Raw genomic sequence first — 16,795 nt, 5'->3', positions numbered from 1 at the left:
TGCTGTTTCTCCTACCCCTTTTTTAGTCTCGTCGTTATAGGAATTGAAGATGTGTAAAACCAAAATCGTCGCTACGCTTGGCCCTGCCAGTCAAACACGCGAAAAACTCACTCAACTCATCCAAGCGGGCGTGAATGTAGTGCGCTTAAACTTTTCGCACGGCAGCGCTGAAGAGCACATTGCTCGTGCTGAAATGGTGCGTGAAATCGCACAAGAACTTAACGTTAGCGTTGGCGTACTCGTTGACCTACAAGGTCCCAAAATTCGTATCGCTTGCTTTGAGCAAGGCTCAATTCAGCTCAAAGCAGGTGATCCTTTCATTCTCGACGGCACACTCAACCGAGATGCTGGCACGCAAGAACGCGTCGGTTTGGATTATCCAGAGCTGATCGATGACCTGCAGGTCGGCAATATTCTGCTGCTTGACGATGGCCGTATCCAACTTGAGGTGAAGGCCGTTGATACACAAACTCGCCTGGTCAACACCGTTGCGTTGAACGGTGGCAAACTCTCAAACCGCAAAGGGATTAACTTACTGGGTGGGGGGCTTTCAGCGCCAGCGTTGACCGACAAAGATAAGCAAGACATTCTTACCGCGGCCGAGCTAAAAGCAGACTTTCTTGCCGTATCGTTTCCTCGTAACGCTGACGATATCGAATACGCGCGCTCCCTTGCTCTGCAAGCAGGCAGCCAAGCACACATCGTCGCGAAAGTGGAACGTGCTGAAGTGGTTGCCAGCGAAGAAGCGATGGATGGTGTGATTCGTGCCTCCGACGTCATCATGGTGGCACGTGGCGATTTAGGCGTGGAAATCGGTGATGCGCGCCTGCCTGGCGTACAAAAAGCGCTGATCGCTCGTGCAAAGTACTTAGGCAAACCGGTTATCACGGCCACGCAAATGATGGAATCGATGATCGAGAATCCATTGCCAACACGTGCAGAAGTTTTAGACGTTGCCAACGCGGTACTTGATGGCACCGACGCAGTCATGCTCTCTGCTGAATCAGCGGCGGGGTTGTACCCGGTTGAAGCGGTTGAAGCCATGGTTCGAATTGCACAAGGTGTCGAACACGAAACCAGTTGTGCACAAGGCTGTTGGGATAAGCTCAACCATCTGTGCAACGACGCAGGTAAGAGCTTTGCTCTCTCCTCGATGATCTCGGCAACGAAAGTACACAAAGATCTTGGGGTCGCTATCGTGACTCAACATGGTGAAACGCCACTATTGATGTCACGTTGTCAAAGCCAAGCAACCATTTGGGCGGTCTCGGACAAACCTGAATTGCTGCGTAAACTGGCGATTCTGCGCGGCGTAACCCCGGTTTATCTACCCACATTGGACAAACGCGGTGACATTGCGCATCAGCTCATCAGCCTGCTGAGTGCCGATGCCAAGCAGAAACAAATCTCATCCATCATGATGACCCAATTAGAATCCGTTGAAGGCGTGGGCGATATGAATGTCTGCCGCTTACTGAATCTAAACGAAACACCCATAACAACCGCCATTGCGGCATAACCGTTTAATCACCCCCCTCCTGCTCCACAGGGATCTTGGCCTGCCTTTTCGGCAGGCCCTTTTTTTTCGTCTAGCGTCCCTTATCCACTTTGCTTTTTTTGCTTCTAAAAATATTTTGCCTCATTTTTGTGACAACCCTAAATAAAATGGTGTTCGGTCTCGCGTTTGGTCAAATTTTATTATGTACTAAGTTAGAAACAACCTGCGATTTTTGAACGCAAATCAAATTTACGCATTCGCGATAAACCACAGTTGTTTTGTTGCTTTACTCAGTTGATCAAAGTGTTACATTTTTCAGTAGATATTCTTTAGGGTTGTGAATATGCAGTTAATCACTAAATCAGACTACGAGCAGTACATTCGTCAAAAGGAGGATGGTGATTACATAATGCTGCTAAACAACCTGACATTTTCGAGCGTTTTTCAACCAATATTCAATCAGTTAATGCAACTCATTGGCTTCGAAGCTTTGTTAAGAATTCAAGATGAGCAACAGAATTTCATCCGGCCAGATCGCTTCTTTGCCGATCCTAGTCACAGTGACGAATACATTCTTTCGGTTGAATTTCTCTCTCGCGCCATTCACATTCGCAACTTTTCTAAGCACTACACAGCCAAAGGTGTGAAGCTTTTTCTTAACGTGATGCCCAATTCTTTGATCACCATGACCAAAGACCTCGAATACGTTGATAGAAGCCTCTTATTTCGCCGACTAAAACAACTTGGTATGGAACCGTCTGATGTCACCTTTGAAGTCATTGAAGAACTTTGCTATCAGAACGACGATTTACGCGAAGCAGTCAAAGTTCTCCGTTCCAAGGGTTTTCACTTTGCGATTGATGATTTTGGTGCCGGCCATTCCGATGAAAAACGTGCCGTTGAACTGACTCCCGATTTGATAAAGATCGATCGAAGCTATCTATTAAGTTATTGCGCAGGGCAACAAGAGGAGTTACTCCACGCACTCAAACTTGCACAACGTATTGGTGCCCGAGTGATTGTAGAAGGTGTTGAGGAAGAAGAACAGTATCAAGCCATGCGTGAGTTGGGGCTGGAGTTTTATCAGGGCTATCATTTTGGTCGCCCTGAGAACATCGATTACTGGGCAGCGCAACCTATCTCCTTAGCGGTGAACGATGACCATCGCTAGCTGAGCGATTCAACCGCCAGAAACAAGGAACCTAAGATCCAAAAAAGCCGCGATTGCGGCTTTTTTCGTTTAGAGGCAAACTCGACAAGGCTAGAAGAAATCGATCGAATTGCGGCCACTCTTTGGATCGCGCGTCGCTTGAGGCTTCTCTGCTTTCTGGCCTTTCTTCGCTGATTGTGACAAGGCTTCTTTCTGCGCTTTGCGCTCTTTATGCGCGGCTTTTCGCCCAGTTGATTTTGGACCCGTGCCTTTGGGCTTGGCATTTTTGCTTTGGCGAGATTTTTCTTTACGTGCAGCTTGCGCTGGTTTTTGCGTTTTCTTCTCGGCTTTCTCTTGCTCGGTTTCAGGTTCGGTGACAGGCGCATCACACACTACCACATAGTACTCTTGGTTGAATTCAAAGAAATCACCATCGTACATTTTACGACGTTTGCGGGTTTCGAGTTCGCCATTCACGGCCACATAACCTTCAGCAATAACGTGTTTTGCTTCACCACCGCCACTGACTAGATTGGCAATCTTAAATACTTTGTAGAGTTCAATAGGCTGAACGGAAACTTCGACGCCAATGGCTTCAATTTCAATTTCTTCACCAAACTGCTCTTCTTCGTACTCGTGATCTTGGCTTAGGTGTTCTTGGCTCATGGGTGTACCTCGCAAAAAATTTGCCGCAGTTTAAACCCTCAAACCACAAATAGAAATAACTATTACGATTTCTTCAGCAAGGATTTTTACCCCGTAAGGCCGAGTAAGCTAAAGTTATAGAACGGCAAGAGCAAATGGTTGTGGTATGGAAATCAGCACAAAAGTGAAAATCACCTTGGTCAGTACACTCTACCTAAATGCTGCTCACCTTATGGCGAGCGAGGATGCCATTCCCGTCACCATTTACAGCGACGATGCCTATCCCCCATACAGTTACCAAATCCAAGGGAATGCCGTTGGCATTTATCCTGATATTCTCAGACACGTTTTTGATCAGATGCCTCAATATCGTGTGACCATCAAACCCGTGCCTTTTGTGCGCGGTTTACGGCTGCTGGAAACAGGCAAAGGTTTTGCCCTTTTTCCTCCCTACTATTATGAAAATCGGCGTCCTTATATTCACCCTTACTCTAAGCCCATTCTCAAAGAACAAGTGGTGGTTTACTGTCACAACGAAGTGATGTTGAAAAACGTCGCTGAGTTAGCCAAATGGCCAGAAGACTTTTATGGACTAACCATAGGGATAAATGCAGCATTTTCTATTGGAGGTGATGCCTTTTGGATGGCCGCGCATGATGGCAAACTCAAGATTGAAGAAGCCAAAGACAATCAAGAGAACATTTTAAAAATGCGCGCTAAGCGTGTCGATTGCTACATCAATGATCGCCTTTCGATAGCGTGGGAAATTAAACGCCTAAAAGACGTAGGCCGCATCGACCATTCGGACTCTTTCCAACTGGCAGCATTTGTCAGTGAAGAGTATGGTTATTTGGGCTACAGTGCCTACGCAGAGCGATTTCCTTTCAAAGAGCCTTTTACCTCACAGTTCGACCAAATATTGCAACGTCTTCAAGGTTCGGGCATTGTGGAACAAGTCATCAGCAGTTACGTCGACTAGGAACTCCGCATTTTGATTACCATTGCCAGTTGCAATCTATTTAATTTTCTCGCTCCTCCTGGAGCTTATTACGAGTTCAGCAACATTCTCACCGACAACGAGTGGAACAAGAAAACCACTTGGCTCACACAGCAGTTACGAGCAATGAACGCAGATGTGGTTGCCTTTCAGGAAGTGTTCAGTCCGGACGCGCTCAACACTCTGACGAGCGAGTTGGGCTACCCATATTTTGTCTGCCTCGATACGCCTCATGTCACCGACGAGTTTATCTATTCCAAACCCGTCTTGGCGATAGCTTCTCGTTGGCCAGTGTTTGAAAGCCGTTTGGTTCGCTTTGGGGACTGCCTTGGGGATCATTCAGAAAAGAGTGACACCGTCACTGGCGATAAGGAATTTAGTCGACTGCCTCTGCACGCGGTTATTGAATTGCCCATCATTGGGCTATGCGATGTCATCACTCTGCACCTTAAATCGCAACGCCCAACCCAATGGCAAACGCAGCAGGTCGACAAAGCGGAAGATACGCCACCTTCTGATCCGGTTGGCAGTTGGTTATCCACCGTGCAACGAGGTTGGGAAGCCGTGCTGCTCAGCCAATACATCAAGAAAATTTACGCCAGCCATGCTCGTCCGATGGTGATCATGGGCGATTTTAACGCCAACATAAACAGTACCGAGCTTAAGCCGCTCAATGGTGAAAGCAATACCCCCTTATTGAAAGACGTGCGGGATTGGCTACTCGAACAGCCTATTTTCACCGATGAAGCGCAAAAGGCGACTCACTATCACGGCAGCCAAGGTTTGATTCTCGATTATCTGTTGCTCTCTGAAGAATTTGGTCAGCAAAACGCGCTGCAACGGGGCAAAATCACCAATCTTGTCGTTTGGGATAAGCATCTGGTCAACCCCAGTTTTGAGGTTGACCAATTTGCCAGTGACCATGCGTTTGTTGCTGTCACGATCGATACGTTGGACGCCTAATCAGTAGCTTACATCGCGACAAGATTTAAAAGCGACGCACAATTTTACGTGGGATCAATTCAACGCCCGGTTTGTAGCGTTTCGCTGAAGCATTGAGTGCCAACTCCAGCGCGCTGTCAGCGATCAATTCAAATTGTTGCGGCAGTGAGTTCACTTTAAACGGTAAGAAATCCAGCAAGCGGTTATCACCGAATGTGGCCAGTTTGACTTTATTGACCAGTTGCGGCTGTTCCAATAGCACGTCCAACACCCCTTCTAATAAAGTGTACGAAGTGGTCACAATCGCATCCGGAATGGTGTCTGCCAACAGCCACTCGTGCATAATGCGGTAGCCCTCTTCGCGGTAAAAGTGCTCACCGTAGCCCGATTGTGCTTGTTTGCCCATTTTCTTCACCGCAGAGAGATAACCTTGGTGGCGTTCGCGTGAAATATTCAACTCGGGCAACGCGCCAATCAGCCCAAGGGTTTGAATTTCATCACTCATTAAAGAGGATGTCAGCTCAAACGCCGCACCAAAATCTTCACTGACGACACAACTGAAATATTCATCGTCTAACGGACGGTCGAGCGCAATCACCGGCGTGCCTGACTTTTGCATTGCCAGATAAAATTCATTGGCATCCGCCATACTGGTTGCGACAAATAGCGCATCAATGCGTCGGCTCACTAAAGCATCGGCTACCTTACGCTCTGTTTCAGGATCATCATCAGAACAGGCAATCAGGATTTGATACCCCGCTTTTCGTGAATTTTGTTCAAGCAACTTAGCAAGGCGTGCGTAACTGGTGTTTTCTAAATCCGGAATAATTAAACCAAACGAGCGCGAGTTTCCTGCTCGAAGTGACGATGCTGCGTGATCGGGACGAAAATTGTATTCCTCCACCACCGCCATCACTTTCATCTGCGTTTTTTCGCTGATGCGGTATTTTTGCGCCTTACCATTGATCACATAACTTGCCGTTGTTTTCGAAACACCTGCCAACTTGGCTATTTCATCCAGTGTCATATTACCTACCCTAATCTGTGCGCCTGATCATAGATTCGAATTTCAGATCTTCGCGTCTGTTGAATTATACGCTGAATCGATTCAGTATAAAAGCTGAAAGGATTCAGCAAAATCTGCAAATAGACATACATCACCTAATTGAATGATTTTGTCGAATTGAACAGCATTCTCGGTATTGAACTCGTTGGCCGTGTCGACGTTGTAAATAAAAGTGCCGTTTGCTGAATTTTTTTAAATCAATTGCTGAATCGGTTCAGCTTAGAGTTAAGCAACGCAGGCTCTTAAACATAGAAGACCTCTCACAGCGCAGAGAAACAGGTTGAACCGAGAAAAATGACGACGCGATACGCTAAGAAGGCAACATGCTCAAATTAACTTCATCAGATATTACGCTCCAGCAGAGCGCCGACAACAAACTTGATGCGATCAAAAGCATCGCTGCCGCTCTCACCGAAAAAGGATTGGTTGAGCAAGGTTACGTCGAAGGAATGCTCAACCGTGAAGCACAAAACTCCACATTTTTGGGTAATGGCATCGCCATCCCCCACGGCACCACCGACACACGCGATTTGGTACAAAACACTGGGGTGGCCGTACACCACTTCCCTCACGGCGTTGAGTGGGGAGATGGCAACAAGGTTTACCTTGCGATTGGTATCGCAGCAAAGTCCGATGAACATTTAGGCATTCTCAAGCAACTGACTAAAGTGCTCAGTGCTGACGGTGTAGAAGCGCGCTTGCAGCAGGCTACAACGGAACAAGAGATCATTGATTTGTTGAATGGCGAAGTTCAACTTGAAGCCGACTTTGATGCCGCCAGCATCCAACTGCTCTTCCCTGCCAGCGACATGATCCAGATGAGCGCGGTTGCCGGAGGTTTGATCAAAAACAGCGGCAATGCAGGCAGTCAATTTGTGGCAGAACTCGTGACTAAAACACCGACGCATCTGGGCAAAGGTTTGTGGCTAGTTGGTAGCGATGTCAGCGTCACTCGCACTGCCGTGTCGTTTGTGACGACGGCGAACGATTGTGAATATCAAGGCACGCCCGTAAAAGGCTTACTGGCATTTGGCGCTTGCAACAACGCTCACCAAGCGATACTCGCCAACCTAACTCAACTGGTTTATCAAGGTAAACAAGAGACATTACTCAGCGCAAATGCCGAACAAGTGATTGCCATGCTGAGCGGCGAAAGCGTTGCCAATGCCTCTCTAGAGCCAGCAACGTCCGACAATACCGCGGTATTTAAAATCAAAAACGCACACGGTCTACATGCTCGCCCTGGCGCCATGTTAGTGGCGGAAGCGAAGAAATTCGAATCTACCATCAAAGTGGCAAACTTAGATGGCGATCGTTCAGTGGTGAACGCGAAAAGCTTGATGAAAGTGATTGCGCTTGGCGTGAAACACGGCCACCAACTGCAATTTACCGCGGAAGGCCCAGATGCTTCTCAAGCACTTGAAGCGATTGGCGCGGCTATCGCTTCTGGCCTTGGTGAAGGTTAAGGGGCTGCTATGACCACTCAAATGACCAATAAAGTTGTCACCATTACGCTAAACCCAGCGCTGGATCTAACAGGATCACTACAGCAATTAAACATTGGTTCTGTCAGCCTTGTGAATCACAGCAGCTTGCACGCGGCTGGCAAGGGGGTAAACGTCGCGAAGGTATTGAGCGATCTCGGCGCACAAGTCACTGTGACGGGGTTTCTTGGTAAAGATAACCCTGAAATGTTTAGCCAACTGTTTGCCGATATCGGGGCAAGCGATCAGTTTGTACGTGTTGAAGGCGCAACGCGCATCAACGTCAAATTGGTCGAAGCGGATGGCCGAGTCAACGACATCAACTTCCCTGGCGTCACGGTGAACGAACAAAACATCGTTGAGTTCGAACAGCGCTTAACTCGCCTGATGACGGATCACGATTACTTTGTGTTTGCCGGTAGCCTACCTCAAGGCGTGACACCAGAGCAGTGCGCAAAGTGGATAGCGTTACTGCAAAATGCAGGCAAGAAAGTGCTGTTTGACAGCAGCCGAGCCGCGCTAAAAGCGGGACTCGACGCCGCACCTTGGCTAATTAAACCCAATGATGAAGAACTCAGCGAGTTCATGGGAAAAGCACTGCACAGCGCTGACGAATGCCAGCATGCCGCACAGAGCCTTGCCAACAAAGGCATCGCCAACATCGTGGTCTCGATGGGGGCTGACGGCGTGATGTGGCTTCATGACGGTCAATGGCTACGTGCTATGCCACCGAGAATGTCGGTAGTAAGCACCGTTGGCGCAGGCGACACCTTAGTGGCTGGCTTATGCTGGGGCCACATGCAACAAATGCCAAAAATGGATTTACTGAAGTTTGCCACTGCACTGTCCGCGATGGCGGTCACGCAGGTTGGCGTGGGATTAACCAGCCAGCAAGAGCTGGAAAGCATACAACAAAGAACGCAAGTTCAATTGCTTGACGACGTGCAGAACTCTGCCAGCGCAAGCTAAGAGACATAAGGTTACTACTATGAAAATTGCGATTATTACTGCCTGCCCTAGCGGCGTAGCAAACAGCATTATCGCTGCGGGATTACTCGAACAAGCAGCGAAAAGCCTCAACTGGGATGCATCGATTGAATGTCAATCGAGCGTCATGCCAACCACACCACTTTCTGCGCAGCAAATTGCGGACGCGGATGTAGTTGTGATTGCTGCCAATACCCCTATCGATGAAAGTCGTTTCGTTGGCAAAAAACTGTATCGCTCTGAGATCAGTGCGGTCACCAACGACGCCAACGCCTTTTTACAAAGCGCGGTCGAGAAAGCGCAACTGCTGCAAGCCAGCGCGGGCGTTCAACCCACTGTGCAAACTGCGGCGAAGAAAATCGTCGCTATCACGGCTTGTCCAACGGGCGTTGCACACACCTTTATGGCAGCAGAAGCCTTAGAGGAAGAAGGCAAACGTCGTGGTCACCAAATTAAAGTAGAAACGCGCGGTTCTGTTGGCGCAAAAAACCAGCTAACCCAGCAAGAAATTGCTGACGCGGATCTGGTGATCATCGCAGCAGACATCGAAGTACCACTGGATCGCTTCAACGGCAAACTGATGTACCGCACCAAGACAGGCCCCGCGTTGAAGAAAACAGGCGAAGAGATGGACAAAGCGTTTGCTCAAGCAACGGTTTATCAACACACCGCTTCTGCAGGTAGCAGCAACGCTTCTGAAGAGAAAAAAGGCGTTTATAAGCATCTGATGACGGGCGTCTCTCACATGCTTCCTGTGGTCGTTGCTGGCGGTTTGATCATCGCACTCTCTTTCGTCTTCGGTATCGAAGCGTTTAAAGAAGAAGGCACATTGGCTTCGGCACTCATGACCATCGGTGGTGGCTCCGCTTTCGCACTCATGATTCCCGTTCTTGCGGGCTTCATCGCGTTTTCAATTGCTGATCGCCCGGGCTTAGCTCCAGGTCTTATTGGCGGTATGTTGGCAAGCTCAACTGGCGCGGGTTTCCTTGGCGGTATCGCGGCGGGCTTTATTGCCGGTTACTCAGCGAAATTTATTGCAGACAAAGTGCAACTGCCACAATCGATGGAAGCGCTCAAACCGATTTTGATCATCCCATTCATTGCGAGCCTGTTCACTGGTCTCACCATGATTTACATCGTGGGTGGCCCGGTTTCCAGCATCATGTCCGCGATGACTGAATTCCTCAACAACATGGGTTCAGCGAACGCAGTATTGCTCGGTGTGATTCTTGGCGCGATGATGTGTTTCGACCTTGGTGGCCCAGTAAACAAAGCGGCTTACACCTTTGGTGTTGGTCTACTGGCTTCTCAAACTTACGCACCAATGGCGGCCATCATGGCGGCCGGTATGGTGCCAGCACTGGGAATGGGCTTAGCGACTTTCCTAGCGAGAGACAAGTTTGAACCAAGCGAGCGCGAAGCAGGCAAAGCTTCTTTTGTACTTGGTCTATGCTTTATCTCTGAAGGTGCCATTCCTTTTGCAGCGAAAGACCCAATGCGCGTCATCCCTGCTTGTATGGCTGGTGGTGCACTAACCGGTGCCCTATCCATGTTGTTTGGCGCTAAATTGATGGCACCTCACGGCGGTCTATTTGTACTGCTGATTCCAAACGCGATTACCCCTGTGCTGATGTACCTAGTGGCCATCGCAGCAGGTACCGCATTAACCGGTTTTGGTTATGCCTTCCTGAAAAATCGTGCTGAAGCAAAAGAAGCAGCAACGGCCTAAGTTTTACCCTTACCTTGATGCCAGTTCCCCTCGAATTTGGCTTTCAACACCTCCCTAGCGGAGGTGTTTTTTTATGCCTCAAAGCTAATGACAAAACCATACACATCAATACTTTCCAGTTAAATCAGCAACTTATAATATACGTCGCATAGGGTGTACGGGTTATTGATGTAAACAACCTTTCTATCAATTGTATCAATAATAAGACTTGTATCTCATAAGTCGCACCCTATAATGCACGCCGTTTTATTGAAAGTAACAGAGTGAATTACAAAATGAAAAAAGTTGTATTTTTGTTAGCTGCTGTCTCTGCATTTGCGCAGGCAAACACCAACGACATCGAGAAGAAAGACGTATCTGGTTTCTACCTAGGTGGTGGTATCGGTGCTACCACTGCATACGATGATGGTATTGGTAGAAATGAACTCGATCTTAAATCAAACGATTCGACATACAAGTTGTACGGTGGCTACCAGTTCAACCGCATTGTGGCAATTGAAGCGCAATACACGCGTTACGGCGATATTTACAGTAAAGACGACGCAGACCGCCACATGGTAAAACCTGAAAGCATCGCGTTGATGGCAAATCTTGGTTACACCTTTGATAGTGGATGGCGTCCTTTTGCAACAGTGGGTCTTGGCCGCACTGAACTCGATTTTGGTCCTCTATCAAAGACAGAAACCTCATTCCGCGCTGGTGTGGGTGGCGAATATTCACCGAAAGCAATTGAAAACCTCAACTTCCGCGTAGCCTACGAAGTGGACAGCTTTATGTTCGATAACGGCCCAAGTGACGACGTCAACATCGTGCTAGGTTCTCTTTACGCAGGTGTGTCATACAAGTTCTAAGCCTTCAACAACGTTTGGTTGAAAGCTAGGAAACCGCATAAAAGAACAATTTCTGACTCTTACACGGAACAAGAAAGCAAAAACAATGCGGAAAAACGATTTGGGGCAGTCACACTGCCCCATTTTTTATCGATAGAATTGTGTCATTGCTAAGGCGGGTTATGACTTTGCTGGCTTGATGCCAAACAAAATAGCAAACATAACGGGCACGACGACTAAGGTCAGTACCGTCGCGAAACCCAATCCGGCCATGATGGTAATGGCCATAGAACCAAAGAACGCATCAAATACCAATGGAATCATGCCAAGTATGGTGGTCAATGCCGCCATGCTGACGGGGCGAACACGGCTCACCGCGCTATCGATGATGGCAAGATACGGATCTTTACCGGAATCGAGTTCCAGATTGATTTGATCCAGCAACACAATGCCATTTTTCAGAATCATACCGCTTAGGCTCAACAGGCCAAGAAAAGCGGTAAAACTGAACGGCATGTTGGTGGCTAACAAGCCAAACGCCACACCAATGATAGACAGCGGCACCGTGAACCAAATCACCAACGGTTTTTTGAACGAATTGAAAAGCAACATGGTGATGATGAACATCAACAAATAGCCCATTGGCAGTGAGCCAAACAGCCCTTCTTGCGCATCTTTTGATGACTCGTATTCCCCACCCCAAGTGATTTCATAACCATGTGGAATTGGCAGCGCCATCACTTTGGGTTGCACACGGGCAAACAAACTTGCTGCCGTGTCCTCGCTTAGCACGTCGTGGTCAGCCAACACGGTCAAGGTGCGTTTACGGTCGCGGCGTTGTATTAACGGCTCCTCCCAGTCTAAAGTCACACCATCGATGATTTGATCAACCGGAATGTAGCTTTGCAGCGATGGGCTCCAAATGCTGACGTTTTGTAGCGATTCAAAATCCACTCGTTCTGTTTCTGGCAGTCGCACCATAATCGGCAAAATACGTGTGCCATCTCTGAGTAGACCCAATGTACTGCCACCAAAGCTCATCTGCAAAGTGCTCGATAAATCTTCTTTTGAGATGCCTAAACGGCGCGCTTTCGATTCGTTGAAGATCGGAACGATTTGCTTCGTTCGCTCACGCCAATCATGGCGTATATTACGAGCGCCCGGATCGGTGTGGAGAATGTCTTCCACTTGAACCGCCAACGCTCTGAGCACTTGTGGATCTGGGCCAGTGATGCGCGCTTCAATCTTAGATGCTGGCGATGGGCCAAATTCCATCAGCTTTAACTGGAAGGTTGGCTTGTCAAAGGTTTTGGCTAAACGGCTATCGAGTTCGTTGAGCAGCACAAACATGGTGTCACGATCCGTTGTTCGCACTTGAAACTGCGCATACGCTTCGTAGTTCTTGGCAGGCTCATAGGTTAATGCAAATCGCTGCAAGCCCTGACCAATCGATGCGGACACAAAGTCGATGTTTGCTTGCTGGCGAATGTAACTTTCCACTTCACTGGCTTGTTTCATCGTTTCACGAATATCCGTCCCTTCTGGCATCCACATATCCACGTAAAACATCGGCGTGTTGGAGGGCGGAAAGAACTGCTGCTTAACTTGACCAAACGCCACTACCGCGCCAACGAGCAATGCGACCATGCCAGCGACCGTCAGCCAACGAAAACGCAACGCCCACTTTAGCGACGCGCCAAATGCGACAAACAACCAGCCTTTGTATGGGTCTTCGTCGTCAGCATCTTGCGTTTTGTCTTGCTCTTTCAAGAGCAGATCCGCCAGAAATGGGGGCAGCGTAATCGCGGTGATCCAGCTTAAGAACAGCGAGAAACACAAAACCCAGAACAGTGACCCCATAAACTCACCCGTCGCGTCCTGTGACAAACCAATCGGCGCAAACGCAGTGATGGCAATCACGGTCGCCCCCAGCAAAGGCCACTGAGTTTGTTTCACAATCTCGGTTGCGGCTTGGATTTTTGTACGCCCTTTCTTTAGGCCCACCAATATCCCTTCCACCACCACAATGGCGTTATCCACCAGCATACCTAGAGCGATAATCAACGCCCCTAGCGAGATACGGTGTAGTTCAATGTCGTAATGGTTCATCAGAATAAAGGTGCCGAATACCGTCAGCAGCAATACCAAGCCGATGATCACCCCACTACGAAGCCCCATAGTGAACAGCAAAACAATGATCACGATGGCCACCGCTTCCGCCAAACTGATCACAAAGGCTTTCACTGAATCATCCACTTCTTGAGCCTGATTGTAGAAGTAGCTCATGTCGATGCCAGTAGGCTTGATGCTTTCTAGGCTGGCCAATTCCGCTTCAATACGCTGGCCCACTTCCACCACATTCACACCTGAGGCAAAGGAAACGCCAATGTTGATCGCTTTCTTGCCATTAAACAACAACACATTGTCTGGCTTTTCTTGAATGCCTCGGGTGATGGTCGCCACATCTTTTAAGCGAATGAGATTGCCGGTATCTCGGCCATGAATGATCAGATTTTCAAGCGCCTCGACGGTGTTCAACGTGCCGCTGGGGCGAATCATTAAGCTCTCGCCATTGACCATCACTTCACCAGCAGAAACCACATTGTTCTGCTTATTGAGTAAACCGGAAATGACGTTCATATCAAGGTTGAGCGCCGCGAGACGATCGAGGGAGATTTCAACAAAAAGCAGCTCTTGTTGATCGCCTGCAATGTCCACTTTGCCCACACCATCAATCAGTTCAAGCTCACGAGTCAGTTGGTCTGCATAGCGTTTCAGCTCCACATAATCGTAATCGTCACCCGTGAGCATCAACATCACGCCGTAGACGTCACCAAAATCATCCATGATTTGTAGCGATTGAACACCTTGCGGTAACGCGGGTTGCAGATCATTGATTTTACGACGCATCTCATCCCAGATTTGTGGCAACTCATCAGGCCCGTAATCCATCTTCATGCTCACCATGATTTGCGACAGACCATTGGATGAGGTGGACGTGATCTTATCGATATACGGCAGTTTGCGGATCTCTTTCTCGAGCGGATAAGTCAGCTCTTCTTCCACCTCTTTCGACGTCGCCCCCGGATACGTTGCAATGACCATCGCATCTTTAATGGTAAATGCAGGGTCTTCCAAACGCCCCAACTCTAAGAATGACGTAACCCCGCCAATGGCAAGAATAACGATAAACAGCCAACTGATGACTTTATTCTTGATGGAATATTCCGCAATGCTCATTCTTGTTCCTTCTCTACCACATCCACGTGTTTGCCTTCGCGCAACTTGCGTAAATTCGAATTCACCAACACATCACCTTGTGCCACTCCAGACGAGACAATGGCCCCATCGCCGTGGATTTGTTCAATGGCCACGGCCACTTTAGTGACCGCGTCACCATTTAGTTTCCAAACAAAGAACTCCCCTTCACGACTTCCAGCTTGCAGCGCTGTCATCGGAATGGTGTAGCCATCAATGGCACTAATACCGGCGGCTGCCATATCGACCAGCACGCTGACACTGGTACCAGGGAGGATCTCGCTTTGCTGCAATGGTTGTGGCATCGATAAGTACATTTGGTAAGTTTGAGTTTGCGCATTCGGTTCACTGGTGTGTTCCAAATAATTGAGTGCGAACGTTTTCTGCACGCCAGAAAAGGTCGCTTGTGGCTGGTAGTCCATACTTTGTGTGTTCGGGTTCACCAACGCTAACACGTTGTCGGACAACTCAATTCGCACGTAAACCTTGTCGTTTTGATACAAACTGACGATCGGCTCACCAATCGCGATACGCTCAAAACGTTCTTTGTACACTTCCGCAATCTTACCGGTGAACGGGGCAAACAATCGGGTGTAGTTAAGCTGGTTTGTTGCGTTGTAAAAATTGGCTTCCGCTAATTCTTTGCTCGCTGTGAGGGCATCTAACTCTGCGTTGGAGATCATCCGTTTAGCATAAAGCTCGTTACCACGTTTCAGCTGACGAATCGCCAAGTTGTATTGCGCTTGTGCATCGTTCATCGCTTGTTTTTCTTTGCTGTCATCGAGCTTAGCGATCATCTGCCCTTGCTTGACGAGATCGCCCGCGTTGACCAAAACATGCTGAATTTCTCCGGCGCGGCGAAAAGCGATCGGTGTTTGCTCGGCAGGCACAACTTGGCCTTTAAAGGTGCGATACTGGCTCTTAACCGGCGCATCAACAGAAACCGTTGAAACGTACAACGGCGGTTCATTAAACGACTGTGGCTGGGAATCACACCCTGTCAGCACGGCCAACGTGATTGCCGAAAGTAGTAATAAAGGACGTTTCATTAAATGCCCTCCTCGCGTACCCAAGCTTTCACCACTTGGCCTTCCACTAAACGCTCAACCCCCGCAATGACCACGTAGTCACTGCTGTCGAGGCCAGATTCCACGCCTCCCTCAGCATTTAAAGAGAGCGTTACTTTGTTAACTTGCTGCGTCTTGCTGTCCATCACCCACACCTCTCCTTGCGAGGCTTGCTTTGTCACCCATGCCGTGTTTGGCAAAAACATTGCGCTAGAGATGTTTTGCTTGGCAATGTGCACTTGTCCTGTCATCCCCGTTAACAAGTTGCGATCTGCCGGTCTATCGATGGTGACAATCACTTGATAGCTGTTGGTATCTGGGTTTGGTCGAGTTGAAATCTCTTTAAACTGGCCAGAAATGCGCTTATTGGGTTCGCTGTCCATCGTCACCCACATCTCTGCGTTTTTGAGCGCCGCCAGAGAAAGCGATTCAACATAGGTCACAGGCAGTGCAAACGACACATCTAACACACGGTTGTCGATAAGATTGAGGATCTCTTGTTTTTCCGCCACCAGTTGGTGAGGTTTGACATAGGTGTAAGAAACCACACCATCAAAAGGCGCGTGAATTTTGGTGTAGCTGAGATCGGTTTTGGCTTGCTCCCAATTGGCGAGCGCCGCCTTGTATTGAGTTTCTTGCTGATCATAGCTATCGGCGCTGATGAGTTTTTTCGCATACAGTTGCTTGGCGCGTTGCCATTCTGTCTTCGCCAGTGAGTATTGCGCCTGAGCAGCGTTAAGTGCCAATTGCAAATCTTTCGGGTCCAGCGTCACCAAGACATCGCCTTGGCTCACCTCTTCACCCATCTTGACCAACAATTGGTTAATTTCACCGCCCACTTGGAAAGAGAGCTGAGCGCGATATGTTGCATCGATTCGCGCTAAAAAGGCATCCGATTCCGCCACGCTCAGATCGTCCACCGCCAGTAGCTTCACGGGTTTGATCAGAGGATCGGCAGGCTCCGATATGGCTTTATCGCAGCCCGTCAGCAGTGTTGATAGACCAAGCATCACCGCAGCAGCGACAGACGTGCGTATTATCTGGGGTTTGCGCACAGAGATTCTCCATTTCTTTATTTGCTATACAGCTGTGCAGTATATGGAGAATCAGAAAATGATCAATATATTTTCCATATGGACAAT

13 protein-coding genes are annotated in these 16,795 nt (G+C 48.6%); 8 read left to right on the top strand and 5 right to left on the bottom strand.

What is annotated here, in order from left to right:
- Positions 1-49 precede the first annotated feature (49 nt).
- Positions 50-1,519, top strand: coding sequence for a pyruvate kinase (gene pyk, locus CIK04_RS18480; RefSeq protein WP_097352641.1), 1,470 nt, complete (start codon positions 50-52; stop codon positions 1,517-1,519).
- A gap of 322 nt (positions 1,520-1,841) precedes the next feature.
- Positions 1,842-2,669 carry an EAL domain-containing protein gene (locus CIK04_RS18475; RefSeq protein WP_176463370.1) on the top strand — a complete coding sequence of 276 codons (828 nt, stop codon included), beginning with the start codon at positions 1,842-1,844 and terminating at the stop codon, positions 2,667-2,669.
- Positions 2,670-2,759: 90 nt separating this feature from the next.
- Here CIK04_RS18475 and CIK04_RS18470 read toward each other — a convergent pair whose 3' ends face one another.
- Positions 2,760-3,314, bottom strand: coding sequence for an RNA-binding S4 domain-containing protein (locus CIK04_RS18470; RefSeq protein WP_017422898.1), 555 nt, complete (start codon positions 3,312-3,314; stop codon positions 2,760-2,762).
- A 145-nt stretch (positions 3,315-3,459) separates the two neighbouring features.
- On the opposite strand from CIK04_RS18470, the gene CIK04_RS18465 reads away from it, so the two are divergent.
- Positions 3,460-4,272 (top strand): ABC transporter substrate-binding protein, encoded by an 813-nt coding sequence (locus tag CIK04_RS18465; protein WP_017422899.1) that lies wholly within the window; start codon positions 3,460-3,462, stop codon positions 4,270-4,272.
- A gap of 12 nt (positions 4,273-4,284) precedes the next feature.
- Positions 4,285-5,253 (top strand): endonuclease/exonuclease/phosphatase family protein, encoded by a 969-nt coding sequence (locus CIK04_RS18460; RefSeq protein ID WP_097352639.1) that lies wholly within the window; start codon positions 4,285-4,287, stop codon positions 5,251-5,253.
- Positions 5,254-5,278: 25 nt separating this feature from the next.
- On the opposite strand, the gene cra is transcribed toward CIK04_RS18460, so the two are convergent.
- Positions 5,279-6,259: a catabolite repressor/activator gene (gene cra / locus CIK04_RS18455; protein ID WP_017422901.1), complete on the bottom strand. Its 981-nt coding sequence runs from the start codon at positions 6,257-6,259 to the stop codon at positions 5,279-5,281.
- Positions 6,260-6,621: 362 nt separating this feature from the next.
- Between cra and fruB the strand changes: the two genes are divergently transcribed.
- The 4 genes from fruB (at position 6,622) to CIK04_RS18435 (ending at position 11,349) form a co-directional block, all read left to right on the top strand.
- Positions 6,622-7,764 carry a fused PTS fructose transporter subunit IIA/HPr protein gene (gene fruB / locus CIK04_RS18450; RefSeq protein WP_097352638.1) on the top strand — a complete coding sequence of 381 codons (1,143 nt, stop codon included), beginning with the start codon at positions 6,622-6,624 and terminating at the stop codon, positions 7,762-7,764.
- Between the two features lie 9 nt (positions 7,765-7,773).
- The gene (gene pfkB, locus CIK04_RS18445) at positions 7,774-8,751 is read left to right on the top strand and encodes a 1-phosphofructokinase (protein WP_097352637.1); all 978 of its coding nucleotides are present in this window, start codon (positions 7,774-7,776) and stop codon (positions 8,749-8,751) included.
- 19 nt (positions 8,752-8,770) lie between these two features.
- A complete protein-coding gene (gene fruA / locus CIK04_RS18440; protein WP_095429806.1) occupies positions 8,771-10,498 on the top strand; it encodes a PTS fructose transporter subunit IIBC in 1,728 nt (575 codons plus the stop codon).
- Between the two features lie 275 nt (positions 10,499-10,773).
- Positions 10,774-11,349: a porin family protein gene (locus CIK04_RS18435; protein ID WP_097352636.1), complete on the top strand. Its 576-nt coding sequence runs from the start codon at positions 10,774-10,776 to the stop codon at positions 11,347-11,349.
- A 159-nt stretch (positions 11,350-11,508) separates the two neighbouring features.
- Here CIK04_RS18435 and CIK04_RS18430 read toward each other — a convergent pair whose 3' ends face one another.
- The 3 genes from CIK04_RS18430 to CIK04_RS18420 are packed head-to-tail and all read right to left on the bottom strand — an operon-like array spanning position 11,509 to position 16,708.
- A complete protein-coding gene (locus CIK04_RS18430) occupies positions 11,509-14,568 on the bottom strand; it encodes an efflux RND transporter permease subunit (RefSeq protein ID WP_097352635.1) in 3,060 nt (1,019 codons plus the stop codon).
- The gene (locus CIK04_RS18425; protein WP_097352634.1) at positions 14,565-15,635 is read right to left on the bottom strand and encodes an efflux RND transporter periplasmic adaptor subunit; all 1,071 of its coding nucleotides are present in this window, start codon (positions 15,633-15,635) and stop codon (positions 14,565-14,567) included. Before CIK04_RS18425 ends, CIK04_RS18430 begins: the two co-directional genes overlap by 4 nt.
- Complete coding sequence (locus CIK04_RS18420) at positions 15,635-16,708, bottom strand: efflux RND transporter periplasmic adaptor subunit (protein WP_097352633.1); 1,074 nt, start codon at positions 16,706-16,708, stop codon at positions 15,635-15,637. Before CIK04_RS18420 ends, CIK04_RS18425 begins: the two co-directional genes overlap by 1 nt.
- Between the last annotated feature and the right edge of the window lie 87 nt (positions 16,709-16,795).

It is taken from the genome of Vibrio sp. 03_296 (genome assembly GCF_002265885.1).
This window is presented reverse-complemented; position numbering and strand designations above follow the sequence as displayed.